The sequence below is a fragment of the Paenarthrobacter nicotinovorans genome (assembly GCF_007670255.1).
GTDB lineage: Bacteria > Actinomycetota > Actinomycetes > Actinomycetales > Micrococcaceae > Arthrobacter > Arthrobacter nicotinovorans_B.
In genome coordinates, this window is sequence record NZ_SZVS01000005.1 from 96,541 (window position 1) to 122,496 (window position 25,956).

General features: G+C 64.1%; 24 protein-coding genes, 1 pseudogene and 1 riboswitch. Of the genes and pseudogenes, 8 read left to right on the forward strand and 17 right to left on the reverse strand.

The genetic code is table 11. The annotated features are described in order from the left end of the window. Positions 1–4 precede the first annotated feature (4 nt). From FDP28_RS09435 to FDP28_RS09445, 3 genes are read right to left on the reverse strand one after another with little or no spacing between them, the layout of a single operon-like run. The gene (locus FDP28_RS09435; protein WP_144661003.1) at positions 5–1,213 is read right to left on the reverse strand and encodes an O-succinylhomoserine sulfhydrylase; all 1,209 of its coding nucleotides are present in this window, start codon (positions 1,211–1,213) and stop codon (positions 5–7) included. A 2-nt stretch (positions 1,214–1,215) separates the two neighbouring features. Next, positions 1,216–1,626, reverse strand: a complete 411-nt coding sequence (locus FDP28_RS09440) for a rhodanese-like domain-containing protein (RefSeq protein WP_144661006.1) — start codon at positions 1,624–1,626, stop codon at positions 1,216–1,218. Beyond that, entirely contained in the window at positions 1,623–1,883 is a 261-nt protein-coding gene (locus tag FDP28_RS09445) for a DUF1737 domain-containing protein (protein WP_144661009.1), read from the reverse strand. The genes FDP28_RS09440 and FDP28_RS09445 overlap by 4 nt, the downstream gene beginning before the upstream one ends. A gap of 13 nt (positions 1,884–1,896) precedes the next feature. Further along, positions 1,897–2,010, reverse strand: a riboswitch (SAM riboswitch). Positions 2,011–2,185: 175 nt separating this feature from the next. On the opposite strand from FDP28_RS09445, the gene FDP28_RS09450 reads away from it, so the two are divergent. The 4 genes from FDP28_RS09450 to FDP28_RS09465 all read left to right on the forward strand — a co-directional run bounded on the left by FDP28_RS09450 (position 2,186) and on the right by FDP28_RS09465 (position 6,732). Beyond that, a complete protein-coding gene (locus FDP28_RS09450) occupies positions 2,186–3,514 on the forward strand; it encodes an NtaA/DmoA family FMN-dependent monooxygenase (protein WP_144661012.1) in 1,329 nt (442 codons plus the stop codon). Further along, positions 3,514–5,076 carry an aromatic amino acid ammonia-lyase gene (locus FDP28_RS09455; RefSeq protein ID WP_144661015.1) on the forward strand — a complete coding sequence of 521 codons (1,563 nt, stop codon included), beginning with the start codon at positions 3,514–3,516 and terminating at the stop codon, positions 5,074–5,076. The genes FDP28_RS09450 and FDP28_RS09455 overlap by 1 nt, the downstream gene beginning before the upstream one ends. Beyond that, positions 5,073–6,134 carry a PLP-dependent cysteine synthase family protein gene (locus tag FDP28_RS09460; protein WP_144661018.1) on the forward strand — a complete coding sequence of 354 codons (1,062 nt, stop codon included), beginning with the start codon at positions 5,073–5,075 and terminating at the stop codon, positions 6,132–6,134. The genes FDP28_RS09455 and FDP28_RS09460 overlap by 4 nt, the downstream gene beginning before the upstream one ends. A gap of 115 nt (positions 6,135–6,249) precedes the next feature. Then, complete coding sequence (locus FDP28_RS09465) at positions 6,250–6,732, forward strand: carboxymuconolactone decarboxylase family protein (protein WP_144661021.1); 483 nt, start codon at positions 6,250–6,252, stop codon at positions 6,730–6,732. A gap of 209 nt (positions 6,733–6,941) precedes the next feature. Here the strand turns inward: FDP28_RS09465 and FDP28_RS09470 are convergent, their stop codons facing one another. After that, entirely contained in the window at positions 6,942–8,396 is a 1,455-nt protein-coding gene (locus tag FDP28_RS09470; RefSeq protein ID WP_144661025.1) for an amino acid permease, read from the reverse strand. A gap of 251 nt (positions 8,397–8,647) precedes the next feature. Then, positions 8,648–9,589, reverse strand: a complete 942-nt coding sequence (locus FDP28_RS09475; RefSeq protein ID WP_144661028.1) for an aminodeoxychorismate lyase — start codon at positions 9,587–9,589, stop codon at positions 8,648–8,650. Between the two features lie 86 nt (positions 9,590–9,675). On the opposite strand from FDP28_RS09475, the gene cls reads away from it, so the two are divergent. Next, positions 9,676–11,148: a cardiolipin synthase gene (gene cls, locus FDP28_RS09480; RefSeq protein ID WP_144661031.1), complete on the forward strand. Its 1,473-nt coding sequence runs from the start codon at positions 9,676–9,678 to the stop codon at positions 11,146–11,148. Between the two features lie 4 nt (positions 11,149–11,152). On the opposite strand, the gene FDP28_RS09485 is transcribed toward cls, so the two are convergent. The 3 genes from FDP28_RS09485 to FDP28_RS09495 all read right to left on the reverse strand — a co-directional run bounded on the left by FDP28_RS09485 (position 11,153) and on the right by FDP28_RS09495 (position 14,474). Beyond that, entirely contained in the window at positions 11,153–13,207 is a 2,055-nt protein-coding gene (locus FDP28_RS09485; protein WP_144661033.1) for a chorismate-binding protein, read from the reverse strand. Next, positions 13,204–13,764 (reverse strand): low molecular weight protein-tyrosine-phosphatase, encoded by a 561-nt coding sequence (locus FDP28_RS09490; RefSeq protein WP_144661036.1) that lies wholly within the window; start codon positions 13,762–13,764, stop codon positions 13,204–13,206. The genes FDP28_RS09485 and FDP28_RS09490 overlap by 4 nt, the downstream gene beginning before the upstream one ends. A 104-nt stretch (positions 13,765–13,868) precedes the next feature. Next, a complete protein-coding gene (locus FDP28_RS09495; RefSeq protein ID WP_144661040.1) occupies positions 13,869–14,474 on the reverse strand; it encodes a TetR/AcrR family transcriptional regulator in 606 nt (201 codons plus the stop codon). A 99-nt stretch (positions 14,475–14,573) separates the two neighbouring features. Between FDP28_RS09495 and FDP28_RS09500 the strand changes: the two genes are divergently transcribed. Next, positions 14,574–14,909, forward strand: coding sequence for a putative antibiotic biosynthesis monooxygenase (locus tag FDP28_RS09500; protein ID WP_144661043.1), 336 nt, complete (start codon positions 14,574–14,576; stop codon positions 14,907–14,909). A gap of 76 nt (positions 14,910–14,985) precedes the next feature. Here FDP28_RS09500 and FDP28_RS09505 read toward each other — a convergent pair whose 3' ends face one another. The 3 genes from FDP28_RS09505 to uriH are packed head-to-tail and all read right to left on the reverse strand — an operon-like array spanning position 14,986 to position 18,379. Then, positions 14,986–15,927, reverse strand: coding sequence for a ribokinase (locus tag FDP28_RS09505; protein WP_144661046.1), 942 nt, complete (start codon positions 15,925–15,927; stop codon positions 14,986–14,988). Further along, on the reverse strand, positions 15,924–17,366 hold the full coding sequence (gene uriT, locus FDP28_RS09510; protein ID WP_144661049.1) for a uridine transporter UriT: 1,443 nt from the start codon (positions 17,364–17,366) through the stop codon (positions 15,924–15,926). The genes FDP28_RS09505 and uriT overlap by 4 nt, the downstream gene beginning before the upstream one ends. Further along, positions 17,366–18,379 (reverse strand): uridine-preferring nucleoside hydrolase UriH, encoded by a 1,014-nt coding sequence (uriH, locus tag FDP28_RS09515; protein WP_260842413.1) that lies wholly within the window; start codon positions 18,377–18,379, stop codon positions 17,366–17,368. Before uriH ends, uriT begins: the two co-directional genes overlap by 1 nt. A gap of 174 nt (positions 18,380–18,553) precedes the next feature. Here uriH and FDP28_RS09520 point away from each other — a divergent pair, with 174 nt between their 5' ends. Next, positions 18,554–19,591: a LacI family DNA-binding transcriptional regulator gene (locus tag FDP28_RS09520; RefSeq protein WP_144661052.1), complete on the forward strand. Its 1,038-nt coding sequence runs from the start codon at positions 18,554–18,556 to the stop codon at positions 19,589–19,591. Here the strand turns inward: FDP28_RS09520 and FDP28_RS09525 are convergent, their stop codons facing one another. Both FDP28_RS09525 and FDP28_RS09530 read right to left on the reverse strand, forming a co-directional pair. Next, the gene (locus tag FDP28_RS09525) at positions 19,592–19,945 is read right to left on the reverse strand and encodes a hypothetical protein (protein ID WP_144661055.1); all 354 of its coding nucleotides are present in this window, start codon (positions 19,943–19,945) and stop codon (positions 19,592–19,594) included. It lies immediately after the preceding gene. 37 nt (positions 19,946–19,982) lie between these two features. Then, positions 19,983–20,606, reverse strand: coding sequence for a LysE family transporter (locus tag FDP28_RS09530; RefSeq protein ID WP_186313577.1), 624 nt, complete (start codon positions 20,604–20,606; stop codon positions 19,983–19,985). Between the two features lie 667 nt (positions 20,607–21,273). Between FDP28_RS09530 and FDP28_RS09535 the strand changes: the two genes are divergently transcribed. Further along, positions 21,274–22,365 (forward strand): DNA polymerase IV, encoded by a 1,092-nt coding sequence (locus FDP28_RS09535; protein WP_186313578.1) that lies wholly within the window; start codon positions 21,274–21,276, stop codon positions 22,363–22,365. Positions 22,366–22,423: 58 nt separating this feature from the next. On the opposite strand, the gene FDP28_RS09540 is transcribed toward FDP28_RS09535, so the two are convergent. From FDP28_RS09540 to FDP28_RS09555, 4 genes and pseudogenes are all read right to left on the reverse strand, one after another. Continuing rightward, positions 22,424–23,407 (reverse strand): aldo/keto reductase, encoded by a 984-nt coding sequence (locus FDP28_RS09540; protein ID WP_144661388.1) that lies wholly within the window; start codon positions 23,405–23,407, stop codon positions 22,424–22,426. A gap of 432 nt (positions 23,408–23,839) precedes the next feature. Continuing rightward, positions 23,840–24,649, reverse strand: a pseudogene (locus tag FDP28_RS09545) (RNA polymerase sigma factor); the annotation flags it as partial. A gap of 3 nt (positions 24,650–24,652) precedes the next feature. Continuing rightward, complete coding sequence (locus FDP28_RS09550; protein WP_144661061.1) at positions 24,653–25,012, reverse strand: YciI family protein; 360 nt, start codon at positions 25,010–25,012, stop codon at positions 24,653–24,655. 100 nt (positions 25,013–25,112) lie between these two features. After that, a complete protein-coding gene (locus FDP28_RS09555; RefSeq protein ID WP_144661064.1) occupies positions 25,113–25,928 on the reverse strand; it encodes a class I SAM-dependent methyltransferase in 816 nt (271 codons plus the stop codon). Positions 25,929–25,956: the final 28 nt, after the last annotated feature.

Sequence of the window (25,956 nt, forward strand, 5' to 3'; positions counted from 1 at the left end):
AAGGTTAGACCTGTTTGAGGGCCTTCTCCAGATCCAGGATGAGGTCGTCCACGTCCTCGAGACCCACGGACAAACGGACCACGCCGTCGGACAATCCGATGGCCGCACGCCCCTCCGGACCCATGGCCCGGTGCGTGGTGGTGGCCGGGTGGGTGATGAGGGACTTGGAGTCGCCCAGGTTGTTGGAGATGTCGATGACGCCCAGGCCATCGAGCAGCGCGAACGCAGCTTCCTTGGCGCTGCGCCCACCGGAGGGGGAGAGCTCGAACGTCAGCACGGTGCCGCCGGCCTTCATCTGCTTGGTGGCGAGCTCGTACTGCGGGTGCGACAACAGCCACGGGTATTTGACCCAGCTGATGGCCGGCTGCTGTTCAAGCCATTCGGCGATCTTCAGGGCCGACGCCGAGCTGTGGTTCACGCGCAGCCCTATGGTCTCAAGGCCCTTGGTAAGCACCCAGGCATTGAAGGAGGACAGCGAGGGGCCGGTGTGGCGCATGAGCTGCTTGACCGGGCCGTCGATGTATTCCTTGGTGCCCAGGATGGCGCCACCCATGACGCGTCCCTGGCCATCGATGTGCTTGGTGCCCGAGTAGACAATGACGTCGGCGCCCAGGTCGCCGCAGCGCTGCAGCAGGGGAGTGGCAAAGACGTTGTCGACGACGACGGTCGCCCCGGCGGCATGCGCCAGTTCGCTGACGGCCGCGATGTCGACGATCTCCTGCATCGGGTTGGACGGGGATTCGAAGAAGACGGCGGTGGTCGGCTCGGAGAGGGCCTCGCGCCACTGCTCCAAGTCCGGTCCGTCGACAAAGACGGTCTCCACGCCCCACCGCGGCAGGATCTCATTGAGGATCACGAAGCACGAACCAAAGAGGGAACGGGCGGCAACCACGCGGTCGCCGGCAGCCAGCAGGGCACCCAAGGCGGTGAACACTGCGGACATGCCGGACGCCGTCGCAAAGCACGCCTCGGTTCCTTCAAGCAGACGGAGCCGCTCCTGGAAGGTGGCCACGCTCGGGTTGCCGTAGCGGGAGTAGACGAAGCGTTCGTCCTCGCCGGTGAAGGCGCGTTCCGCAGCGGCAGCGGATTCGTACACGAAGCCGGAGTTGAGGAAAACGGGCTCGGCCGTTTCCTGGAAGTTGGTACGGTCAAGTCCACCGCGGACGGCCTGGGTGTCAGGGCTCCAGCCGGCGGCGTCAGGATTGAATGTCACTTTTAGTCGTTCCCCAAGTTGGTAGGCAGGCCGCGGTTCTTCCAGCCGTTTACAGTACGTTCGCCATAACGGTCCGGCTCACCCTCAAAGCCTTCCAGCACGTTGTAGGCGGTGAATCCGGCCTGCGTGGCGGCGATGGCGGCGGCGATTGAGCGCTGGCCCGAGCGGCAGAGGAACACCAGCTCCACGCCGTCGGCTTCGGGAGCCTGCTGCTGCAGCTCCTCGATGAAACGTGAGTTCGGGATGCCACCGGCGAGGTTCCACTGGATGAACAAGGGATCGTTCTCGGTGGCCTTGGTGTCGGGGATGCCGATGTGGGCCCATTCGCCCTCAGTGCGGACGTCCACCAGGATGGCGCCTTGTTCAAGTTTGGCCCACGCGTCGTGCGGGCTCAGGTCACCTGCGTAGCTCATGCGTGGCCCTCGTATGATTCTTCGTAGTTTTCCAACTCGTCCACGGCGCTTGCTACTGCGGCGTCGGAACTGGCGACGGCGGCAGGCAGGATCACGGCCTGGGCGACGATCACGTCGGTGCCGTTGAAGGTTGCTGCGGGATTGCCGTGCAGGACGTAGCCCTCGGCCAAGGCATTGCTGATGCGTTCGCAGAATTCACGGGTGTCGGGACCGGTGATCAGGCGATACGCGAGTTTTTCTTCAGTGGGTTCAGGCATTCGTGGTGCTCCTCAGTCACGCTTGCAGTTCGAAGTGTCGAATAAGCCGAGTAGTCACCTGAGGCACCCCGCCGCGGGAGAGGGTTGCCGACCAGCAAGTCAGGGCTTAACGCTGGTGCTCATTACTCAAGAAAAACGTAACATCCAAGGCGCCGTCGCCGCATTTGGGGACAGCGCCGCCGTCGTCATGTTGCGTAACCGGTCCCTGGGCGGGCCGCTGAAGTCAGGCCCCAAATGTGACCTCCCGGGAGCATAATTGACGCAGTACGACCCCCTGTAACTTCGTGTGAAATCAGGTCGCGGTGAGCGGACAGAGCAGTTCTACACTCAAGCCCATGCTTCATTTTGGATGGTTCGTGGGCCACGGTTTCGGGGTCCAAGGTTGGGGGACTCCCGGCTACAGCCTGGGCTATGACTGGAAGAAGCCTGCCCTCTACCAGGAGGCTGTCCGGGCCTTTGAGCGATCCGGGCTGGACCTGTTCATCATCGAGGATTCCCTGACTGTCCCGGATACCTACGGTGGCACAGCCGAGGTCTCCCTGGCCCATGCCTCCTTTGCGCCCAAGCACGATCCCCTGGCGCTGGTTCCGTATCTGCTGTCTGCCACGGAACACCTCGGAATTGTGCCGACCGTCAGCGCCTCCTTCTACCCACCGTTCACCGCGGCCCGGCTGCTGGCGACGCTGCAGCATTTTTCGGAGGGCCAACTCGGCTGGAACGTGGTCACCTCGGGCAGCGACCTCGCAGCACAGAACTACGGCCTGGACCAGCAAATCGAACACGACCTCCGGTATGAGAAGGCGGAGGAATTCGTCGACGTCGTCAGGCGGCTTTGGCGGAGTTGGGAACCTGGCGCCGTGCTTGAGGATGTGGACGCCGGGAGGTTCGCCGACCACACCAAGGTCCACCCCATCAACCATCAAGGCGAGTTCTTCAAAGTCCGGGGTCCGTTGAACACAGCGCCTTTGCCCGAGGAGCCTGTCCTGGTTCAGGCCGGGGCTTCACCACGAGGCAAGGCGTTCGCCGGCGGCCACGCGGATGTTGCCATTGCCTTGGCCCGCGGGGTTGACGGTATGAAGTCATACCGCGATTCCATCCGCGCCGAGGCCGCGAAGGCCGGCAGGAACCCCGACGACGTGAAGGTACTTTTCGTGCTGAAGCCCACCGTGGTGGGCTCCACCGCGGAGGCAGAGGAGCTGCGTGCCCAGCGTCGGGAGCTGACCCAGCGCGACATCGACAGCCAGCTCAATTCCATCTCCTACCTCTCCGTTATCGACTTCAAGCAGTTCGACCTGGATCAGCCCCTTCCCGAGCTCAGCACCAACAGCAACCAAGGCACGCTGGAGCATTTTGCCAAGGCCGCCCCTCCCGGATCCACCTTGCGCGAGATCCTGCAGGCACGCAGCGGCGGTGCGGGAGACTCGATCATCGGCACAGCGGGAGAAATTGCCGACTACCTCGAGGAAACAGGCTCGGCTGTGGGCGGAGATGGGTTTCTGTTCTCCGGCTTCGTCGATCCCGTGACAGTCCATGGCGTTCTGGACAAACTCACGCCTGAACTGCGGCGCCGCGGCCTGTTGAGGACGAGCTACGGCAACGGTGGTTTCCGGCAGAATCTCTTGGATTTCTAGTGGCAACCTTCAGCATCGGGACGGGCCCTGTTTCGGCGTTCATCGCCGCGAAGGTGGCTGCTGACCCAACGTTTCACGTGGAACTCAACCAAGATACGTTGAATTTGCTCCGGCGATCCCGGGAAGTCGTGGAAAAGACTGCCGCGTCCGGCCAGCGGGTTTACGGGCTGAACACCTTGCTCGGATCCGGTCGGGACACCGACGTGGAGGAGAAGTCGCTGCTGGCTTATCAAGTACAGGTGGTCCGGTATCACAACAGTGGGGTTGGCCCGTACTTGGACCGGACTGCCGCCCGCTCAGTGATCCTGGCCCGCCTCATAGGCTTCAGTCGGGGCGGCTCCGGCGTCCGTCCGGAAACCGCCGCCTTCTATGCTGAACTGCTCAACCGCGGCGTCTTTCCTGCCATCCCGGGCGAGGGCTCGGTGGGCTCGTCCGACCTGACCCAACTGGCCGCCGTCGCCGCTGTTGCCTTGGGGGAGGGCGAAGCGTTCGACGCCTCCGGCCTGCTGGTTCCTGGCGCCAAAGCGCTCGCCGACGCAGGCCTTCAACCCCTCCAGCCCGCTGCCGGTGAGGCCCTGGCCCTGGTGAGCGCGAACGCGTTCTCCGTTGGCGCCGGAACCCTCGCCTTGGTGCGCCTGCGGCACCTGGCACGGTTGGCCGACGTCGCGCTTTCACTTTCGCTGGAGACCATCGCAAGGTACGACGGCGGCGGGAACCTCAGTCCCTTTTCGCCGGCCATCCAGGCGGCCAAGGCAGTGGACGGGCAGGGCGACTCGGCGGCCGCTGTCCGCGGCCTGTTGAGCGGGGGATGGTTGGAGGATGTCCGGCCGGAAGTGTCGGTGCAGGACGCGTTGTCGTTCCGTGCCGCGCCGCAAACCCACGGCGCGTTCCGGTCTCTGGTGTCGCAACTGCGGTCGGCCCTCGAAGTGGAACTGAATGGCCGGGGAGATAACCCGTTGGTTGATGTGGCGTCCGGTGCGATGGTGTCCGGCGGGAACTTCCAACCGATGCAGCTGGCCTTGTCTTTTGAAGGGCTTCGGCTGGCCTTGGCGCACGTGGGCATTTCCAGCGAACGACGCATCGCCAAGCTGTATCCACCGCAGCGGGCCATCCGGGCCCGACACCTGGCAGCGGCATCCTCCGAGCCGGGATCGGCGTCGGCATTGATCCAGGAGGAGCTGCCCGGGCTTCTCTGGTATTCCGCGGCGGGACTGTTGGCCGAGCTCAAATTCCTGGCGGCCCCGGCGACCTTGGGTGCTCCCACCCTCTCGGCCGACGTCGAGGACCACTCCACGTTGGCGCCACTGGCCCTGCAGCAACTGGAGAAGTCCATTGATGCGGCCGAGAAGCTCCTCGCGATCGAGGCCCTGACGGCGTCGTACCTTTTGCTCGAAGCGGAAGCGGCGCAGCCTCTGGGAAACGGGACAGGGCTGGTGGTCGGCAGGTTGGCCGACGTGTTGGCGGACCGGCCGTCGGCGCCGGAGCTGGTGGAGCGGGCACGGACGATCCTGCGGGAAGCCGTGGACCAACTATTTCCTGAAACTGAGGAGGAGACGTCATGAGTACGGCTACCCGCAAACATGGGCTGCACGCCATGCCCGCGGCTCTTGATGGGCTCGATGCGTCGGTTTTGGACAAGGTTGGCAACACTCCGCTGGTGAAGTTGGAGGCGCTAAGCCGCGGGCTGGGCAGTTCCATCCATATCAAGCTGGAGTCCGAGAACCCCGGAGGCTCCATCAAGGACCGCACGGCATTGAGCATGGTGCGGGCGGCTGAGCGTTCGGGGGAGCTGCAGCCCGGTGCCACGATCGTTGAGAGTACGTCCGGCAATACCGGTATCGGGCTGGCACTGATCGGACACCTCACGGGCCATCCGGTCGTGGTGGTCACGGGAGACACGATTTCCCAGGAGAAACTTGCTGCCCTCCACAACTACGGCGCCCGGGTGATCCTGACGGATTGGAACGCCCCCTCCGAGTCCCCGGAGAACGCCCGAGCCGTGGCGGCCCGGATTACCGAGGAGACTCCGGGAGCATGGCGGCCCATGCAGTTCGACAACCCGGCCAATCCGCTGGCCCATTATGAGACGACCGGGCCGGAGATCTGGGAACAGACCGGCGGCCTCGTGACGCACTTTGTGGCCGGGATCGGTACGGGCGGGACCATCAGCGGAAACGGGCGGTACCTGAAGGAACAGGTTGCGGCTGCACGGCCCGGCGGTCATCTGGAAGTCGTGGGCGCGGACCCCTACGGTTCCGCCTACAGCGGCGGGCACCCCGGGGAGATCCTGGTCGATGGGGTGGGGAACTCGTGGCCGCAGGCAGAGTGGCCCAAAATCTTCGACCGCTCCATAGTCGATCGCTTCCTCCGGATTCCCAACGACGAGGTCTACTCCACCGTCCACCGGCTCCTCGATGAGGAAGGGCTGGCCCTGGGGCCGTCGTCCGGGCTCGCCGTGGCGGCGGCGATACGGGTGGCCCGCGCAGCGCCTCACGGCTCGGTCGTGGTGGCAATAGCCCCCGACGCCGGCACGAATTACATGAGCAAGGCTTTCAACCCCGTGTGGCTGGCTGAGAACGGCATCCGCCTCTCCGCCGACATCCCGGACGCCCGGGACTAGCAACCCTCGCTCACATCCCTCCCGTTTGGGGCGGTCGCTCGCTCACATCCCTCCCGTTTGGGGCGATCCCTCGCTCACTTGGTGGCCCCGCTGCAGGGTGGGTTAGGCTCCAACCATGCCCGAACAGGAAACGAAACCCCGGCTCGCCGGTTACCTCGATAAGCAGCAACCCGACCTTTACGCAACGCTCAGTCACTATTCACAGCAACTGGTTGACGAGGCTGACCGGCTTGGCATCTCACGCCAGACCCTGGAACTCATCAATTACCTGTGCTCACAGATCAACGGCTGCGCGTTTTGCCTGGACCTGCATCATCGGCGGGCGCTGAAGTACGGGGAAACTGAACAACGGTTGTCCTTGGTTGCCGTCTACAAGGAAGTGCAGCTCTTCGAGCCCGCCGAAGTCGTAGCCATGCAGATTGCCGAGCAGATTACCCGGATGAGCACGTCCCGGCCCAGTCCTGAACTCTTTGCCCAAGCCCGCCAGCACTACAGCGACGAGCAGATCAGTGTCATCTGCATGGCCGCGATCGGCATCAACGCCTTCAACCGCCTGTCGATTCTGAGTGAGCACCCGGTCAGGGCGGGCAAGAAGTAGCCAGCGCCACCTTGCCCGCCTACCAAACCGGGAGGCCGCGGCAGGTGAGCCTGTGCAGGCGAGGTGAGGGCCGGCGTCGTGCTTTCATCAAACCGGCGAGCCCAAGCGGGCCGCCACCACCCGCTTCCACAACCAATCAGCCCTTGGTCAACCGGAATAGGTTGGCCAAGGGCTGATCTGTCTCCAAAGAGGGTCAGGAAGCCACGGAGCTAAGCGTCCAGGGCCTTCTTGAGTGAGCGTCGGCGTCCGTACTTGAAGTAGAAGAACGCGTAGCAGGCGCCCACAAATGGAATTCCAAACAAAAGGGCGGCTACTTGGTTGGGATCGAAGGCAATGCCGATGAGGGACACCACGCACAGGGCGAACGCGAGGATCGGCACCAGCGGGAAGAGTGGCGCCTTGTACGGCAGCGTGTTGACGTCGCCGCCGTTCCTGACGAACGTCCGCCGGTAAATGAAGTGTGAAGCCACAATCGACATCCATACGCCAACCGTCGCGAAGCCAGCCACCGAGACCAGCACCAGGTAGACCGTAGCCGGCGCCACAACGCTGCTGATGAGTGAAGCCAGCCCTCCGAGCATGCTCACGCAGAGGGCAACCAAGGGAATGCCGCGCTTGGTGAGCTTCTTGAAGACCTGCGGGGCGTGGCCTTCGTCGGCCAGCGAAAACAGCATGCGGGCACAGGAGAACAGGCCGCAGTTGCCCGCAGAGAGCAGGGCCGTGATGATCACGAAGTTCATGATGTCAGCCGCATAGGGGATGCCAAGCATGGAGAACACAGTGACGAACGGGCTCTCATCCACGCTGACCTTTTCATACGGGATGGTGGCCGCGATGACCGTGATGGCACCGACGAAGAAGATCATGAGGCGGATCACCGTGGTGCGCATGGCCTTGGGGATGGTGGCGCCGGGGTTGGCGGTCTCACCCGCCGCAACGCCGATCAGCTCGGAACCGGAGAAGGCGTAGAACACGGCCAGGCAGGTGACAAAAACCCCGGTGAAGCCGTTCGGGAAGAGCCCGTCAGTGGTGCTGAAGTTCGATCCGAAGGAGGGATAGTCGCCCGCGGCGAGGGGGTGGAAGCCGGCAAGCGCGGCGCCGCCCAGGATGATCAGGCCGACGACGGCGGCGACCTTGATGAGCGCGAACCAGAACTCCGATTCACCGAAGACACGCGATGAGATGGCGTTCAACGTGAAGAGGACGGTGGCGAACACGAAGCACCAGATCCAGACGTCGACGCCGGGGAACCAGCGCTGCATCAGGAGGCCTGCTGCCGTGAATTCGGAACCCAGGGCCACGGCCCAGCAGAGCCAGTACAGCCAGGCGGTGGCAAAGCCCGTGGCCGGTCCAATGGTCCGGGCCGCATAGATGTGGAACGCGCCTGAGACGGGGAACGCAACAGCGAGTTCCCCGAGGCAAGCCATGACGAGATAAACCACGACGGCGCCAATAAGGAAGGCGAGTACCGCACCCAAGGGGCCGGCGGTGGCGATGGTGTAGCCGGAACTGACGAAAAGGCCTGAACCGATGACGCCGCCCATGGCGATCATGACCAAGTGCCGGGCCTCCATGGACCGGCGAAGTCCTGATGATGAAGCGGCAGTCGCGGACTGCGCTTCGGTTGCCGATGCATCGGCTTTTGTGGGGGAGCTGAGTCCCATATTCCCTCCGGGAAGTTAGCCAGCAAAGTCTGAAGGAAGTGCCAGTCGGACGTGATCCAACTAACACGAGAACAAGATTCATCACATGGCGAATGACCATTTCAAGGAGGATAAGAAATGCGATTCAACGCACAACAAGGTCATGGCCGAGGCCAAGAGTTTCTTATCATTGAGTCATGCGAGCAATTACTCTACTTGTGACCTGCTAGGTTCCAAGCGGAGCAAATGTGCCAAGCGCCTGAGGCGGGACCCTATTCGATACCCGCGAACAGTTCGTTCAGTTCGGCTGTGAGCTGCTTTCGAATAGCGGGCGTGCCCACTTCCTGGCCGTTGATGTGGTTCACGGGCGCGATCAAGCGGATGCTCGAAATAAGCCAGACAGCGTCGGCATCGAACAGGTCCTGCGGCTCCAGCGGCCCGTAGCCCAATTCCCAGCCCGCCGCCTTGGCCGCGGCGAACAGGGCACCCTGCGAGGTGCCCGGGAGGATCCCGCTGTCGAGCTGCGGCGTGATGAGGCGACGAACAGTCCTGACGGAACCGTCGCCGTCGTCGACTGTTTCAAGGTGCGCCAGCAACACAGTGGACGTTGGCCCCTCCAGGACGCGGCCGTCGGTCGAGGTGAAGATCGCGTCATCTGCGCCCTGCTTGTGCGCGTAGCGCAGCGCCGCCATGTTGACGGCGTAGGACAGCGTCTTGGCGCCAAGCAAGAGCCAGGGCGCGCGCTCGCCGGCTTCGGTATCGAAACCGCGGTCCAAAAGCACGACGTCGATACCCGTCTCCCGCTGCCGGCGGCTGCCCGCGGGTGAGGGCGACGCCTGCACCCAGCAGGTTGGGCTCGCAGCACCTTCAACACCTCGGGTGACGAGCAGCTTGACCACCACTTCGTCTTCCTCGGGTGTAGGCGCGGGGTGGACTTCGCGGAATTCCGTGATGGCGGTGTCGATTGCCCTTCGCCACGCGTCCTGTGAGGGCAGGGTCAGGTCCAGTGCTGCCGCGGAACCGGCCAGGCGGTTGAGGTGCGCCTGGACCTTCCGTGGGCGGCCCTGAACGGCCAGGAGCGACTCGAACACGCCATCACCCCGGGTAGCTCCCAAGTCCGTGGCCATGAGCTGCGGCTGGCTGGAGTCGGCAATACGGCCGTTTTCGAAGGCGGGGTCCAGGAAAACGAGGACCGTGGGAGCTACTGAAGTCATGGTCCCAGCTTAGTGCGGGCCACTGCTGGTGGCTTTGCCGGATAGGCTGTGGTCACTGTTGTTCATGAACCGTGGGGGTTTGTCACGTGCTCTTTCCTTTTCCGTTTGGCCAGGAATGGACCTGGTTGCTGGGCGCGTGGGCCATCGCGGAAGTCGTCATGCGGATCGTCCTGCTGGGAATCATTCCCGGCAACCGCCGTCCCACCACCGCCATGGCGTGGCTCTTGGCTGTGTTCCTCATCCCTTCCGTGGGCTTCGTCCTGTTCCTCCTTTTTGGCAACTTCAAACTCTCCAGGCGCAGGCGGGAGCAGCAGGAAGAGGTCAACCGCCGTGTACGCGCAGTCACCTCCGACCTCTCCGACCCGGTGAGTATCTACTCCGGCCCCGAGTGGGTGAAGTCGGCCAGCGAGCTCAATCACCGGCTGGGCTCCCTGCCCATGGTGGATGGCAACAAGGTGGAACTGATTCCCGGGTACGAGGAATCCATCAAGGCCATGGCCGAGGCGGTCAGGGGCGCCACGAACTACATCAACGCCGAGTTCTACATCATGAGCAGTGACTCCGTGACGGACGAGCTTCTGACCGAGCTGGAGAAAGCCGCTGAACGTGGCGTCACCGTAAGGCTCCTCTTCGACCACATCGGAACCTTGCGGGTCAAGGGCTACCGACGCCTGATCCGCAGGCTCAAGGCAGGCAAGATCCAGTGGAAGAGGATGCTCCCGCTGCTGCCCATCCATGGCCAATGGCGGCGTCCGGACCTGAGGAACCACCGCAAGATCATGGTGATCGACGGGCACGTCGCTTTCACGGGCTCGCAGAACCTGATCGAACCCTCCTACAACAATCCCAAGCACCGCAAGGTCGGCCGCAAGTGGGTCGAGCTGATGTCCAGGCTTGAGGGACCGATTGTGCCCACCCTCAACGTGGTGTTCGCGACGGATTGGCTGAGTGAAACGGACGAATCCCTGGAGGACCAGTTGCGTCTTCCGGCTCTCCCTCCTCCCGGACAGGTGACAGCCCAGGTAGTGCCGAGCGGCCCGGGGTTTGCCACGGAAAACAACCTGCGCCTTTTCAACACGCTGATCTACTCGGCACAGCACAGGATCTCGATTTGCAGCCCGTACTTCGTCCCCGATGATTCACTGCTCTACGCCATCACCACAGCGGCCCAGCGCGGCGTGGATGTGGAACTGTTCGTCTCGGAGAAAGGCGACCAGTTCCTGGTGCACCACGCGCAGCGCTCCTACTACGAGGCCTTGCTGGATGCTGGCGTGCGGATCTACCTGTACCGGGCGCCGTACGTCCTCCACGCCAAGCACTTCACTATTGATGACGAGGTAGCGGTTCTTGGTTCCAGCAACATGGACATGCGCTCCTTCTCCCTGAACATGGAGGTCTCGGTGATGCTCTTGGGCGCCGAAACCGTGAACCTCATGCGGGCCGTGGAGTCCACGTATCGCGAGGTATCCCGTGAGCTTACGTTGGACGACTGGATGGACAGACCCCCTCTGGCCAAGTATGTGGATAACGTCGCCAGATTGACCGCGACGCTGCAGTAAAAACTCAGTGGGGGAAGTCGGAGCCAAGGGTTGAGAGTACTCCGAATGCCTTGGTCCGGATCTCCTCGTATTCGTCATCCGCGACGGAATCCGCGGTAATGGCCCCGCCCACGCCCAGGGACAACGTCCGGCCGCCGTCAGCGTCGGGGTTCACTACCAGGGTGCGGATGACCACAGCGAGGTCGGTGGCGGCGTTCAGGGAAAAGTAGCCAATGGCGCCGGAGTAGATACCTCGCGGCCCTGATTCGAGCTGGTCGAGGATGTCCATGGTGCTGATTTTTGGCGCGCCTGTCATGGACCCTGCGGGAAACGCTGCGGCGACTGCTTCAGCCCGGGGAGCACCCGGCCGGAGGTGGGCATCGATAGTGCTCACCATCTGGTGGACGGTGGCGTAGCTTTCGATGGCGCAAAGCCTGCTCACCGTTACCGAGCCGGGGATTGCGAAGTGGCTGAGATCATTGCGCAGGAGGTCAACGATCATGATGTTCTCGGCGCGGTCCTTCAACGACGTCTCAAGATCCTGCCGCAACGCTGCGTCCTCGGCCGGGTCGGCTGACCGGCCCCGGGTGCCCTTGATCGGCTCGGCCCGCATCCCGCCGTCGGACAGTATCCGCAGGAACCGCTCAGGCGACGTGCTGGCAATCTCCAGTCCGCCGAACCGGAGGTAGCTGGCGAACGGCGCCGGGTTCCGGCGTCGCAAGGCAAGGTAACTGCCCCACGCGTCCAGCTCCCCGGCGGGCGCCTCGAGTGTGGTGGTCAGGCAGATTTCGTACGAGTTGCCTTCGCTGATCTGGTGTTGCGAGTCGGCGATTTTGCGCTTGTAGTCGGTGGCGGAATCGCGGCTGGCGAACTCGGGAACCGTTGCGCCAAGGGTGCCCGCAGCGCCGGAGCCGCCTAAAGCAGCGGCAGCACCGCCGTCGGAAGCGCTGACGACGGCGTCCCGCGCCTCCCGCAGCCAGTCGCCGGCGTCGGGGGCTTCCAAGGCGAGCAGCCAGGCAGTGTGTTCGCGATGGTCGAGCACCACGGCCCGGCCGGCGAAGAGGAGCGCGGCGTCAGGGGTGTCCGACTGGACATCGTTCCCGCCGGTTTCGCGCTTGAGTTCGTAGCCCAGATATCCAAGCCAGCCGAGCGTGAATTGGGCGTCGTATCCGCGGGGTGCGCGGACGGCCCGCCGACCCCAGACGGAGTCGAGCCAGCGGAAGAAGGGGCCGGGCGTGGTCACCGTGGCCGAACCTGCGGTTACTTTGGTGACTCCGGAATGGTGCTGTACCGACTGGCCAAAGGTGCCGCCGTCGTCGGCCAGGATGCTGAAGCGGCTGCGTGCGGCTGCCTGGGAGCGGGCCGGTACGGCCGCGGCGTTGGAGGAATCGAGCCACACGGCGTTCGGTGAGCGGCCGTAGAGGGTTTCGAAGAGCCGTGCGGCGTCCGGGGTTGCTTCGAGGCGCTCGGACCGCAGCTGCAAGCCCCGGCGGGCGCTGAGTTCGGGGGAGAGGATCGCGGCAAGCGACGGCAGATACATCAGGGCCCGCAGGACATCCTCTGGTGCGGTGCCGTCGGCCGGATTCTGGACGTGGATGTCAGCGTCCTCCATGACCGAATCCGCCGCAAGCCACTCTTCCTCTTGCGCGGCCCAGCTGTCCCAGTACGGTTCGTAGGTGCTTCCGTCGCGCGTCAGGGCACGACGACGGCGATCGTCACCTGGCGCTTCCACCCACACCACCGCGTCCAGCATGGAACGGCCTGCTTCAGCGCCGGCCCCAACACCCTCGACGATGACGATTTCGGCGGGCAGCGTGACGTTCAGGCCGCCGTCGTAATGCCGTTCCCAATCCCAGCTGACCCATTCGGCGGCTTTGCCCTCGCGAAGCGGCGCCAGGACGGTGCCCACGTAGCGCTCAATGCCGGTGCGCAGCCCGTTCCATCCGGGATAGATGTCCTCGAGGTGGAAGAGCGAGACTTTGTGGTGTTGCCGCAACCGGGCCGCCAGTTCCACGGCCAGAGTGGTTTTGCCTGCGCCGGACCTGCCGTCAACAGCGATGATCACGGGTGCGGGGGTCATGTCATAGAGGTTACCTGCTGGTGCTCGTGGCCTGCTTCGGTGTCCGCCTTGGCGATCGCTGACTTGACGTGCTCCACGATGCCCGGGATGGCAGCTTTTATCAGCGTCCAGGTGTTGTCGAAATCTGTGTGCCCGCCGTACCAAGGGTCTTCGATGCCGAGATCGAGGGTGTTTCGCCCTGCCGCCTGCGGGTCGAAGCTCCTGAGCATGCGGACTTTCTCCAGCGATCCGCGGTCCGGAGCCCCTTCCTGGAGCCAGCCGAAATGGTCGACGTCGAGGGCGAGGATCAGGTCACGGCCTGCGAACCATTCGTGCCTCCACTCGCGGGCGACGTGGTCTTCGGACGCGATGTGCTGGGCGGTCAGGACCCTGGCGGCGCGGGGGTCGATGGGGTGGCCGACCTCGTACCCCGTGGTGCCCGCAGAGTCCACCATGACGAGTCCGCCGAGCCCTTCCGCTGCGAAGGCTTCGGTCAGCATGAGCGCAGCCATGGGCGAGCGGCAGATGTTTCCAGTGCAGACCGTAATGATGCGGTATGGGCTCGTCGTTGAGTACATTCAGCAAGCATGGTCGATGTCACCCCCTCTTGGCTAGGGGCAACTTCACAGCTGAGTCACTTTTGGTGTCAAAGTTGTCACAGCGTGGGCGCAGGGCGCCTGCGTCAGGCCGTGGCGGCTTCCGCTGCTTCAGCCGCCAGCGCCGCTGCGGCCAAGTGAACAGTACGGACGACGGCGGCCCGTCGCCTCTGGACGCGGCCTGGGTCATTGCCGGCCATCAAACCGTCCAGTGCAGGCAGGACGGGAGCCGAATCGCAGAGGCTCACGATGGTAATGAGGAGATCTCCGGCATCCTCCCTGGAGATTCCGGGCAGGGCTGCGATGGTGCTGTTGACCTTGGAGGCGCAGTTGGCCATGCGTTTGGGCAGGCCCACAACTTCGGTGCCGCGCTCCAGGCCCTCCCAGAACAGAAGCCGGGGTGCGGTGGCGTCTTTTTGATGGTGGTCAAAGAGCCGTCCGGCGTAGTCCGCCATTGCTTCCGGGCCGGTGCCTTCGATGGGTACCTCGTCCATGAGGGAGCTGAGGGCGGTGACGATGACGGCGTCGAACAATGCGTTTTTGTTGCCGAAGTACTGGTAGATCCGCTCCTTGTTGACCCCGGCCTCGGACGCGATCCTGTCAATGCGGGCGCCCGCCAATCCGCGAGTGCAGAACTCGGTGGTGGCGGCCTCAAGCAGCAGGGCCTTGGTTCGTTCTGTGTCCCATGCCATAGGGTCATATTAGCAGTTTCCAACTAAGTAGTTGTAATTGACTGCGTGCAGGGTTATGGTGATCTCACATCAATTACAACTATCTGGTTGGAGAATCTGATGACGACCCCCGTCGCCGCCGAAACAACTGCCTCCGAAGCCCCGGCTGTCGCGCCCAACTCAAGCGCCGCCGTCGTCCGGCCCCAGGGACCCTCGGTGCACATGCGTGCACTCATCACCTGGATCGCGATCTTCCCGCTCGTCTCGGTAGGCATGCTGTTGCTTGGCCCCATCATGGAACCGTGGCACCCGGTCCTTCGTGCCCTGGTATTGACCGCGTTCGTGGTTCCTACTGCTGTGTACGTTGTGGTTCCCCGCCTGATGGCCGGACACGGTGCGCTGAGCCGCAGGGCGATCGAGCGCTCAGCCCAGCGCGCAGCCCGCAAGTCCGCTTAACCCAATTAGGGGACAGCTCGTGCTCCACTGAGCACTCAGTAGAGCAGGAGCTGTCCCCCAGTTGGGTACACGGGGGTTAGGAGGCGCGGGCGGCTTCGGCTTCCTCGAGGGTTGCGTAGGCGGCCTGGGTACCCTTCTTCGTTGCGGCCAACGCGGCGGCCACCGAAGCGAACGACGCCGCGTCAGTGAGCGAATCGCCGGCGGCCAAGCGCGCGGCCACGGCACCGGTGAACGCATCGCCGGCACCCGTCGTGTCGACGGCGGAAACCCGCGTCGGAGCGATCCGGGTCAGCTGCTCCCCGCGAGCCAAGGAATCCAGCACCACGGATCCCTGCGAACCAAGGGTCACGAGCACCCGCTGCAGGCCGCGGTCGGCGAACTGGCTGCGAACGGGCTCCCACGCTTCGGCGTTCGCCTCGGCATCGGGTATAAAAGCCTCCGGGCCAAGGAACAGGGCGGCCTCGTGCGCGTTCACCAGCAGCACGTCGCTCAAGCCCGCCAACAACTCAGGCACCTCAGCGTACGGCGAGAGGTTCAGCAGCACTGTAGCTCCGGCGTCGTGCCCTGCCTGGGCGGCGGCCACGACGGTATCGATGCCAACCTCCAGGCAGAGGCACACGACGGCGGCGTCCTGGAACGCGGCGAAGTCGACATCGGCGGGGGCCAGCGTGCCGTTGGCGCCGGCGGAGATGATGATGCTGTTCTCACCGTTGGCATCCACCGAGATCACTGCGACGCCGGTCGCGGTATCCGAGCGTCGAACCCGCGAGACGTCCACCCCGGCGTTGGCGGTGGACTCGAGGAGCATGGTCCCGTTGGAGTCCTCGCCCACTGCGCCGATCAGGGTCACCTTGCCGCCCAGCTTGCTGGCCGCAACCGCTTGATTGGCGCTCTTGCCGCCGGGATTCACGGCGAAGCCGTTGCCATGGACGGTCTCGCCGGGCTGGGGGAGTCGCTGGGTGTAGATGGTCAGGTCCGCATTGAGCGAGCCAACGACGACAATTCCGGACGTGCTCACGCGGCCACCTCTTCGTCTTCGTGCACCTCGGCATCGACGGGCTTGGGAATCAGCAGCGAGGCCGCGAACGCCGCGAACGTGATGGCAAAACCAACGACGACGACGGTCAGGTAGGACGCTTTCGCGTCACCGAGCGCTGAGGTAGCCACCAGGACGGCGGGCAGGACCAGGAAGCTCAGTCCTGCACCGAGGTTGAAGGCACCGGCGTTCATGCCGGGGAGGAAGCCGGGGTTGCCCTTGGGCGAGAGCACCACGCCGAGTCCGTTCAGCATGATGTTGACGGTACCGGCGTACATGATGCCCAGCAAGGCCGTTCCCAGGATCATCATGGGCAGGTTGTTGAGGCCGAAGAGCGCAATGATGGCCAGGGCCACGAGGCTGCCGATAAGGCCGATGCGGAGCACCTTGGTGTAGCCCAGCACCGGAGCGAGTCGGCCGCTGATCGGTCCGAAGACCCAGCCGAGGAGGGCGTACGGGGTGAGGATCATGAGCGACATTTCGGTGGGTCCCACCCCGAAGCCCGGGTCCGCGGCCTGGACGAACGCGGGGACGATGCCGTTGATCACCGCGAAGATGCCGGTCATGGTGAGGGTGGTGGTCAGCAGGGGAGCCCACGTGGAGCGCTGGCGCAGGTGCACGGTTTCCACCATCGGCTGCTTGGCGCGCTTCTCCACAGTCCAGAAGGCGGCGAACGCCACCACGGCAACTACCGTGAGGCCGATGGCGAGGGCCAGCGTGCCGCCGTCGAATGCTGACGCGAGCTTGGAGCCTTCGTTCAGTGCGGTGAGCAGGGCACCGACAGCAATGACGATGAAGAACACGCCAAGCCAGTCCATGGTGGTCCCGGCGGCCGGCTTGCTTTCGCTGGCCAGGAACGCGATGAGGAGCGTGGCGACGACGGCCAGGGCGACCATCAGCCAGAAGATGCTGCGGAAACCGAAGTTCTCGGCGAAGTAGCCGCCCACGAAGGAGTCGACGCCGGCCACGCCACCGTTGACGGCAGTGATGAGGCCCATGAGTGCGCCGTACTTGCGCGGGTTGCTCACGGCGGAGCGGAGCATGATGAGGCAGAGCGGAACGGTCGGGCCGCTGACTCCCTGGATGATGCGGCCCACGAACAGCCACGTCACGTCCGGAGCCACAGCTGCGATAACCGAGCCGACGGCCATGAGGAGCATCATGCCCACAAGGATCTTCTTGCGGCCGACGATGTCGCTGAGGCGGGGTAGGAACAGGGAGAACAGCGCTGCGGCCGTGAAGAACCAAGTCTGCGAGAGGCCGATAGTGGCTTGGTCCGTCTGGAGTTCGTTGCCCATGGTCACCAGGGCCGGACTGAGCATGGAAGCGTTGAGCTGGAAGGCCACGCAGGCTGCCAGCAGGGCGACCATGAGGGCTGTGACGTTGTTGCGGGTGGACTTGGTTTCGGCGAGGGTGGACATTACTTCGCCTCTCCTGCCAGAACTGAGTCCGCGAGCTGCGCGCCCGAGGGGGCGCCGCCGTCGGGCTCGCCGATCCGTTCAATCGCGTCGGTGACCAAATCCCAGAACTTCTTGTGGTCCAGCTCGACGGCGACCGAGGTATGGCAGTCCTCCGGGGCGGGTGCGCGGAAGTCGGCCACGGTCATGCCGAGGGTGAGCTTGCCCTGAAGTTCAATGTCGACGGGAACCTTGCGCGTGGTCATGACGGTGGGGTCGATGACGTAGGCGACGGCGCAGGGGTCGTGCACCGGCGGGAAGTCGAAGCCCTGGGCGTCCTTGTAGGTTTTCTTGAAGAACTCCATCAGTTCCAGGACAAACTTGGCGGGCTTGGTCCCGATCTTGGCGATGTTGTTGACTACCTCGTCGGTCGCCAACGCCTGGTGCGTCAGGTCCAGGCCCACCATCACCACGGGCCACTTCTCGTTGAACACGATGTGTGCGGCTTCGGGGTCGATGATGATGTTGAACTCAGCCACGGCACTCCAGTTGCCCACGTGGTAGCCGCCGCCCATGAGGACAACTTCCTTGACGCGTTCCACGATTCGCGGCTCCTTGCGGGCGGCCATGGCGATGTTGGTCAGGCCCGCGGTGGGGACCAGGGTGACGGTGCCTGGCTCATGCGCCATGACGGTTTCGATGATGAGGTCGACGGCGTGGCGCGGGTCGAGCTCGATGGCGGACTCGGGCTGCTCCGGGCCATCCATGCCGGAGTCGCCGTGGATGCTGGGGGCCGTTTCGATGGTCCGCACCAAGGGGCGGTCGCAGCCGGCGGCGAAGGGGACGCCCGTGATGCCGGCGATGGTGGCTACGGAAAGCGCGTTGCGCGTGACTTTTTCCAGGGTCTGGTTGCCAACCACGGTGGTCACGGCGAGCAGCTCGATGTCCGGGTTTCCGTGCGCCAGCAGCAATGCCACTGCGTCGTCATGGCCAGGATCGCAATCAAGAATGATCTTTTTGCGGGGGTTGGTTTCCACGTTTCTCTCCACGTCATTGGGGCCTGCCACGAACTTGCCCGGGGCAGGGCGATAAGCATTCAGGGTGATTTTGGCATTGCTTCGGCGGCTGCGTCAAACGCTTAACGTTGAGTGCGTCAAGCGCTTGATGCCTTCTCGCAGGTCAGGGCCGTATAACAACGCTACGATCGATACATGGAATCCCTGGAGCGGCGCAGTGGCCGCGCACATCGCTCGCCCCGGGTAACGGCTGCCATGGTGGCCGCGCGGGCGGGTGTTTCCACAGCCACGGTTTCATTGGTCGCCAACGGCAAGACCCAGGGACGGGTATCGGACGACAACATCTCCCGCGTCCGGTCCGCCATCGCCGAACTTGGCTACGTGGTGGACAGCATTGGGAGTTCCCTTGCCCGCGGCGTCAGCTCCATCGTCATCCTGGTGACGCCCGATGTGTCCAACCCGTTCTTCGCCAATGTGATCGCAGGGGTCAGGGAAGCCTTGGGCGCGGAATATCAACTGCTGCTCTCAGTGACCGACGCCGGCGAATCACCCCAGGCTTCCGACGTGCGCAAACTGCTGGCCCTCCGCCCTGCCGGCCTGCTGGTGGGAGCTCCGAGTGCCGAATTCCTTGAAGATCTCTCCGCGGCCGGTCCACTGGTACTGCTGGATGCCCCGGGCTTGGAAGCCTACGCACCCTCGGTGAACCTCGACGTTGCCCAAGGGGCGCGTGAGCTGGCCCGCCACCTGGCCTCGTCCGGACATACCCGCGCCGCCTACGTCGACGGCATCACCGGGACCACCACGTTCCAGCTGCGCCGCGACGCTTTCCTTGAGGAAGCAGCAGCCTGCGGACTGGCGGTCGACGCCGGGCACGTCATCAGTACAGCGATCGACGTCGGTGCTGCCGCTGCCGCGTTCGCCCAAGCGTGGCCCGGGTGGCAGCGCGAGGGGGTGACCGCCGTCGTCTGCGGTACTGACACGCACGCCTATGGCGTGTTGCAGGAGGCGCGCGTGGAGGGCGTAGCGATCCCCAAGGAGCTGGCGGTGGCGGGCTTCGACGATCTTCCCTACTCCGCCACCAGCAACCCCAGCCTCACCAGTGTGCACCTGCCCGCGACGCCTTTGGGGCGCAAGGCGGGGGAGCAGCTTCGAGGACTCATGGAAGGCACCCCGCTGGCCGAGCCGCACGTGACACTGGAGAGCTCGCTGGTGGTGCGGGGATCTACCTCGTAGCTATCGGGTCAGCGGGCGAAGTTTGTCTTCGCTGACGGGCAGCGAAACCGTGAAGTAGATCTGCGGAGCCGTCATGTCGCCCCAATCGTCCTTCTTGACCCGGACTGCGGAGGGCGTCACTTCGGCGATCCGCACGCGGAGCCAGCCGCCGTCGTCGAGCCGTAGTTCATGAGGGTCGGCCAGGTAGCGAAGCCCGAGGTCATCGAGAACTTCCTCCGCGCTCAACCAGTCCACCACCTCGGTTCGCGGACGGCCCAAGAGGTCGACGGCGACAAAACCTTCGTCGACCGGCTTCATCCATCCGATGTGCTCGCCGTCGTCCGCGCGTCGGTGCTCGATCCAGTCCGGTTCCATGCCTCCGACCGTAGCATTCACGCGTTCCCGGAACTGGCTAGTGGATGACTGCCAGCAGGATGCCGACCAGTACGAACAGGCAGCCGAAGATCCGGTTGAGGATGGTCTGGCCCTTTTGGTCATGGGTGAACCGCTGGAACGAACGTGCCGCCAAGGCGAAGAAGAACCACATGACCATGATGTCGATGGCCAAGACAGTGGCGGTCAGCACGACATATTGCTGTACCAGGGGCTGGTCCGGGCGGATGAACTGCGGCATGAAGGCCAGGAAGAAAACGATCGCCTTCGGGTTCAGCAGGTTGACCCAGATGCCGCGCTGGAACATGGACAGGGCGGGCTCGTTCTTCTTGTTATCGACCTGCTCTTTGTCCAGGTCAGGCTTGTGCAGGAACTGACGAATGCCCAGGTACACCAGATACGCGGCACCGGCGTAGCGAATGACATTGAAGATCACGGGCGAGTTGGAGACCAGGACGCCCACACCCAAAGCGACGATCAAAATGTGAATGATCAGGGCCACCTGTTGGCCGAGGATGCCCCAGATGGAGCGTCGGAAGCCCGAATTGAGCGAGTTGCTCATGGTGAAGATCGCGCCGGCGCCGGGAGTGAAACTGATGAGGGTGCCGGCGCCTACCAGGGCCAGCCAAAGTGAAAACTGCACCACCTCAGCTTATGCGGGGCCGGCCTGTGCCCGGGACGAGTGCCGCCCCGACCCACACTGGCGGCGCATTGGCGACTCTGACGGTGGCCGCCAGCCGGAACTGGCGGCCACCGCTCCCTGTTACGGGATGTTGTGCCAGAACCAGCGGGCAACATCAACGGCTAGCCGGATGATGTTGACCACCAAGTTCCAGGCGCCCCATGATTCCTTCCATTTGCGTTTGGAAGTCATGCCGGCACCTCCTCCATGGGAACAGGGCGCGGCCACACTACGAGGAGCTTCAACGAGCGTTGCACCTATAGCGTGTGGGGCCATAGGCTCAAGGGGTGATGTTTGAGGTTCTATGGCCCTCCAACCGCACCAAATGAGCGCACTGCGCTGAACAGGGACCCGATTGCCGTCGGGTCCATTGTTCTTTAACGGCACCACAGGACTTCTTCCTGGTCCTCCAACCCTAAGGGAACGGAAGCTTCTTTCCCCCGAGGGGTTTGAAGCTGTGGATCGCTTCACTGCCACTTTGTTGAGAAAGCTCCGTGTCTGTGCCCGGGACGCGTGCCGCCACGACCCACTTTCACGCCGCGGGCCGCTAAATACACCCGAAATCGGTTGATTTTGGCAGGAGCGAAGCTGAAAGAAGGTCGGGAAGGTACAGCCAACCCGGCACCCGATGAGGCAGACTGATCCCGTGAGCGGAACTCCATGGGTGCTGCACGTTGACCTCGACCAGTTCATTGCGGCGGTCGAAGTACTGAGGCGCCCGGAGCTTGCCGGTAAGCCGATCATCGTGGGCGGCCGCGGGGACCCCACCGAGCGTGCTGTCGTGTCGACGGCGTCCTATGAGGCCCGGGCTTTCGGCGTTGGGTCGGGCATGCCACTGCGCATAGCAGCCCGGAAGGTGCCGGACGCCATCATCCTGCCTGTCGATCAAGAAGCGTATCTGGTTGCTTCCGAAACCGTGATGACCACCCTTCGCGAGCAGCCCGGTGCCACAGTGCAAGTGCTGGGGTGGGATGAGGCATTTGTTGGCGTCCGCACCGAGGACCCGGTGGCGTACGCAAAGCAGATTCAGGCCGCCGTCCTCGAGAACACCCAGCTGCACTGCAGCGTGGGCATCGGCGACACCCTGGTCCGAGCCAAGAACGCCACCGATTTCGGCAAACCGGCCGGCATCTTCCGCCTGACCAAGGACAACTGGCTGGACGTCATGGGGGAGAAGCCCACCATCGGGTTGTGGGGCGTAGGTCCCAAGATTTCCAAGCGATTGGCAACCCACGGAATCACCACGGTGAAGGAACTCGCCGCCGCGGACCCGCAGGACCTGGTCCCCGAGTTCGGCCCGAAAATGGGTCCGTGGTACGCGCAACTCGGCAGGGGCGAGGGCGCCACGGAGGTGGATGACACGCCTTGGGTTGCCCGCGCTCACGGCCGTGAAACCACGTTCCAAGAGGATCTCACCGAGCCCGGGCAGATCGAAAACGCCCTAAAGGAACTGACCGCCCGCGTCCTGGAAGACGTCGCAGCCGAAGGCCGGCCCGTGGTCGGTTTGACCCTCAAGGTCCGCTATAAGCCCTTCTTCACCAAGACCTACGCGAGGAAAATCCCCGAGACCTTCGACCGAGACGAAGTCCTGTCCCAGGCGCTGGACCTTTCCGCCAAAATCGAACCCGAGCGCCCGATCCGCCTCCTCGGCCTAAGGGCGGAAATGTCGATGCCCGAGGAAGCGCGGAAGGGCCACACGCCGACACGCAGCGGTTGGTGAGCGGCGTCGCGCGTTGGGAAGGATGCCAAGCGCAAAGCGTACGACGCCGGCCTGCCGCCTACCAGCGCGGGTGGATCGCTTCGCGGAAGTAGCGGTCGTAGATGTCCCGCACCCCGTCCGACAATCCTGCGCCGACAACGTGCATGTCTCCGGCTTCGGCGTTGGCCGCGGCTTGCTCGGCCGAGCGGGCTCCGGGAATCACCGACGTGACGCCATCCTGGGCCACGACCCAGGCGAGGGCCGCTTGCGGGGTGGTGACGCCGTCGGGAACCAAAGCGCTGAACTCCTGCGCTGCCTTGACGCCGGTGGCGAAGTCCACGCCGGAGAAGGTCTCGCCGACGTCGAAAGCTGCACCGTCGCGGTTATAGTTCCGGTGGTCATTCTCCGGGAACTCCGTCTCCGGAGTGTACTTGCCGGACAACAATCCGGAAGCCAGGGGAACGCGGGCGATGATGCCCACGCCGGCTTCCTTGGCTGCGGGCAAGACCTCATCGAGCGGCTTCAAACGGAAGGCGTTCAGGATGATCTGGACTGAGGCCGTGTTGCCGCGCTTGATGGCTTCAAGGGCCTCGTCCGTCCGTTCCACGCTGACGCCATAGTTGCGGATGGCTCCCTCGCTGACCAAGGTGTCCAAGGCGTCATAGACCTCGGAGTTGCTGTACACGGAGGTGGGCGGGCAGTGCAGCTGGACGAGGTCCAGGGTGTCCTGCTGAAGGTTGCGGCGGGAACGGTCGGTCCATTCCCGGAAGTTCTTGAGGGTGTAATTTTCCGGGACTTGGTCCACACGGCGCCCCATCTTGGTGGCAACCGTGACGTTGAGCTCCGGGTGCTCGCTGAGGAAACGGCCAATGAACTGTTCGCTGCGCCCGTCACCGTACACATCGGCGGTGTCGAAGAACGTGACACCGTGCTCCACCGAAGCTTCCAGCACGGCAAAAGCATCCGCTTCGGTGACGGAACCCCAGTCGGCTCCGAGTTGCCACGTTCCCAGGCCAACGGTTGAAACGGGACGGCCGGTCTTGCCAAGTATGCGCTGTTCCATGGTTCCGACTATAGGGGGTCCGGACCCGCCGTCGTCCAGCTTTGTGACCTTCCCCAGCAGGTAGCGACGCTCCTGGAGGCTCTGTGTTTTTTTGGCTGCGGCAAGAAAAGCGGCACGGGCCTGCGGAATCGAGCCGGCCATCTCGTACAGATGCCCACGCACGGCATCCAGCCGGTGCGAGCGCCCGAGCCCAGCATCCAGCCCGGCAAGCAGCTCAAGACCCGCCGCAGGCCCCTTCACCATGGCCAGGGCCACTGCGCGGTTCAGCGTCACCACCGGACTCGGAGCGACAGCCTCCAACACCGTGTACAGGGCAAGGATTTGCGGCCAATCGGTTTCCTCGTTGGAGGCCGCCTCCGCGTGAACGGCCGCGATCGCGGCCTGCAGTTGGTACGGTCCGGCAGCACCGCGTCCCAGCACTGATGACAACAGCGCAATGCCCTCGTCGATCTGCGCGCGGTTCCACAGATTTCGGTCCTGCTCAGCCAGCGGAACCGGGGTCCCATCGCCCAGAGTCCGCGCCGATCGCCGGGAGTCGGTGAGCAGCATCAGCGCCAGCAGTCCGGTCACCTCCGGCTCGGGGGCAGCGGCCACCAACAGGCGAGCCAGCCGGATGGCCTCCGTAGTAAGTTCTTCGCGCTGCAGCGACGCACCTGAGCTCGCAGCGTAACCTTCGTTGAAGATCAAGTACAGGACGTGAAGTACGACGCCGAGCCTCGCCTTCCGCTCGGAAGGCGGCGGCATGCTGAACGTGGCTCCGGCCTTCTGGATCCCCTGTTTCGCGCGGCTGATGCGTTGTCCCATGGTCGCTTCGGGGACCAGGAAGGCTGAGGCGATTTCCGCCGTCGTGAGTCCTCCAACTGCCCTCAGCGTCAGGGCCAGTTGCGACGGTGCCGACAACGCGGGGTGGCAGCAGAGGAACATGAGGGTAAGGGTGTCGTCTGTTTCCGGGGCGGCGCTGTACTGGACGTCCATGGCCGCGACCCGTTCCTCACGCGCACGCCGGGCATTTTCACTTCGATAGAAATCCACCAAGCGGCGTGATGCGACCGCCATCAGCCATGCTTTCGGGTTGTCCGGCAGGGCAGAGGGCCATTGCATGGCGGCCTCCAACAGCGCTTCCTGGACGGCGTCCTCGCAGGCATCGAACTGGCCGTGCTTGCGTGCCAGCACGCCGAGGACCTGCGGCGCGAGGGTGCGCAGCAGGTCCTCGATGTCTCTTTCCCGGGCGGGTTGGGCCAAGGACTAAACCTCCGGAGGGCCGTCCGCGAGGGCGCGGAGCTCAACCACCTGGGAGTACTTCACAATGCTGGAACAGATTTCCACGGCTCGCTCCTCGCTGGCGACATCGACCACCCAGTAGCCGACGAGGGATTCCTTGGATTCGGCGTAGGGGCCATCGGTGGTGATGACGCCGTCCGGGGTCTGCTTGACGAGCTTGGCGGTGCTGCCGTCGGTCAGACCGGCGTTGAAGACGAGTTCCCCGGATTCGGTCAGGTCCTTGTCGATCTGGATCATGAATCCGATCATTTCCCGGATCCACTCAGGATCGGCGGTCTCCATCATGCCCTCAGCGGACCCGAACATCATGATCATGTATTTCATGGCTAACTCCTTGTGACGTGGCGCCCTGGATGGGTGCTTCACTCATGGGTCGGAACTGGTGAGGAGATTTCTACATGGTTCCGGAATCTTTTTTTGAGCCTTATGCCCGGGCGATGACTTCGCCGTTCGGAATGAGGAAATAGCCGTCCTCGGTGGCGCCCCAGCGGTGCCAGCCGGCGGCGATCCGGGCAAGGTCGGCCTCGTTGGCCAGGCCATATTCCAAGGCCTGCTCGGCGAACGCGGAATGGAGAACGCGTTCGCTCCAGACCCGGGATTGCCAGGCACGCTGCTGGGCCGTGGCGTAGAGCCAGTTGCTGCTTGTGGGGGCCACCTGCGTGAATCCTGCCTGCTGCGCCCATGAGACCAAGCGCCGGCCGGCGTCGGGTTCTGCTCCGTTGCGCCGGGCGATCTTTTGGTACAACTCCATCCAGTCGTCGAGTTCCGGAACTTCCGGGTACCAGCTCATGCCGTGGAAATCGGCGTCGCGCACGGCCACGATGGCACCGGGTTTGGCTACGCGGCGCATCTCACGCAGGGCCGCGACGGGGTCGGTGAGGTGCTGGAGGACCTGGTGGGCGTGGACGAGGTCGAACGATTCGTCCTCATAGTCGAGATCATAGATATTGCCGGTTTGGAACGTCACGTTGTCCACGCCGCGCTCCCTGGCCAGTTCGGTTGCCTGCGCCACGATATCGGCAGAGCGGTCCAGCCCGATCACTTGCCCCGGCGCAACCAGCCCCGCGAAATCGCAGGTGATGCTCCCAGGTCCGCAACCGACGTCGAGAACCGACGTTCCGGGGGTGAGATGGGGGATCACGAACGCCGCCGAATTCTCGACCGTCCGTGAAGCATGGGCCCGGACAACCGACTCGTGGTGCCCGTGGGTATAGACATCTTCTGGCTGCTGCGCGTTCATAGGGAAACGCTACAACCACCCCACCCCA

Excerpts from the sequence above, each read along its gene's own strand:
- FDP28_RS09555 (WP_144661064.1), bottom strand. The coding sequence starts at position 25,928 with ATGAACGCGCAGCAGCCAGAAGATGTCTATACCCACGGGCACCACGAG.
- FDP28_RS09495 (WP_144661040.1), bottom strand. The coding sequence starts at position 14,474 with ATGGCATGGGACACAGAACGAACCAAGGCCCTGCTGCTTGAGGCCGCC.
- FDP28_RS09445 (WP_144661009.1), bottom strand. The coding sequence starts at position 1,883 with ATGCCTGAACCCACTGAAGAAAAACTCGCGTATCGCCTGATCACCGGT.
- FDP28_RS09525 (WP_144661055.1), bottom strand. The coding sequence starts at position 19,945 with ATGGAACCGGACTGGATCGAGCACCGACGCGCGGACGACGGCGAGCAC.
- FDP28_RS09460 (WP_144661018.1), top strand. The coding sequence starts at position 5,073 with ATGAGTACGGCTACCCGCAAACATGGGCTGCACGCCATGCCCGCGGCT.
- FDP28_RS09465 (WP_144661021.1), top strand. The coding sequence starts at position 6,250 with ATGCCCGAACAGGAAACGAAACCCCGGCTCGCCGGTTACCTCGATAAG.
- FDP28_RS09470 (WP_144661025.1), bottom strand. The coding sequence starts at position 8,396 with ATGGGACTCAGCTCCCCCACAAAAGCCGATGCATCGGCAACCGAAGCG.
- FDP28_RS09475 (WP_144661028.1), bottom strand. The coding sequence starts at position 9,589 with ATGACTTCAGTAGCTCCCACGGTCCTCGTTTTCCTGGACCCCGCCTTC.
- FDP28_RS09520 (WP_144661052.1), top strand. The coding sequence starts at position 18,554 with ATGGAATCCCTGGAGCGGCGCAGTGGCCGCGCACATCGCTCGCCCCGG.
- uriT (WP_144661049.1), bottom strand. The coding sequence starts at position 17,366 with ATGTCCACCCTCGCCGAAACCAAGTCCACCCGCAACAACGTCACAGCC.
- FDP28_RS09485 (WP_144661033.1), bottom strand. The coding sequence starts at position 13,207 with ATGACCCCCGCACCCGTGATCATCGCTGTTGACGGCAGGTCCGGCGCA.
- FDP28_RS09500 (WP_144661043.1), top strand. The coding sequence starts at position 14,574 with ATGACGACCCCCGTCGCCGCCGAAACAACTGCCTCCGAAGCCCCGGCT.
- FDP28_RS09440 (WP_144661006.1), bottom strand. The coding sequence starts at position 1,626 with ATGAGCTACGCAGGTGACCTGAGCCCGCACGACGCGTGGGCCAAACTT.
- FDP28_RS09540 (WP_144661388.1), bottom strand. The coding sequence starts at position 23,407 with ATGGAACAGCGCATACTTGGCAAGACCGGCCGTCCCGTTTCAACCGTT.
- FDP28_RS09535 (WP_186313578.1), top strand. The coding sequence starts at position 21,274 with ATGAGGCAGACTGATCCCGTGAGCGGAACTCCATGGGTGCTGCACGTT.
- FDP28_RS09550 (WP_144661061.1), bottom strand. The coding sequence starts at position 25,012 with ATGAAATACATGATCATGATGTTCGGGTCCGCTGAGGGCATGATGGAG.
- FDP28_RS09490 (WP_144661036.1), bottom strand. The coding sequence starts at position 13,764 with ATGTACTCAACGACGAGCCCATACCGCATCATTACGGTCTGCACTGGA.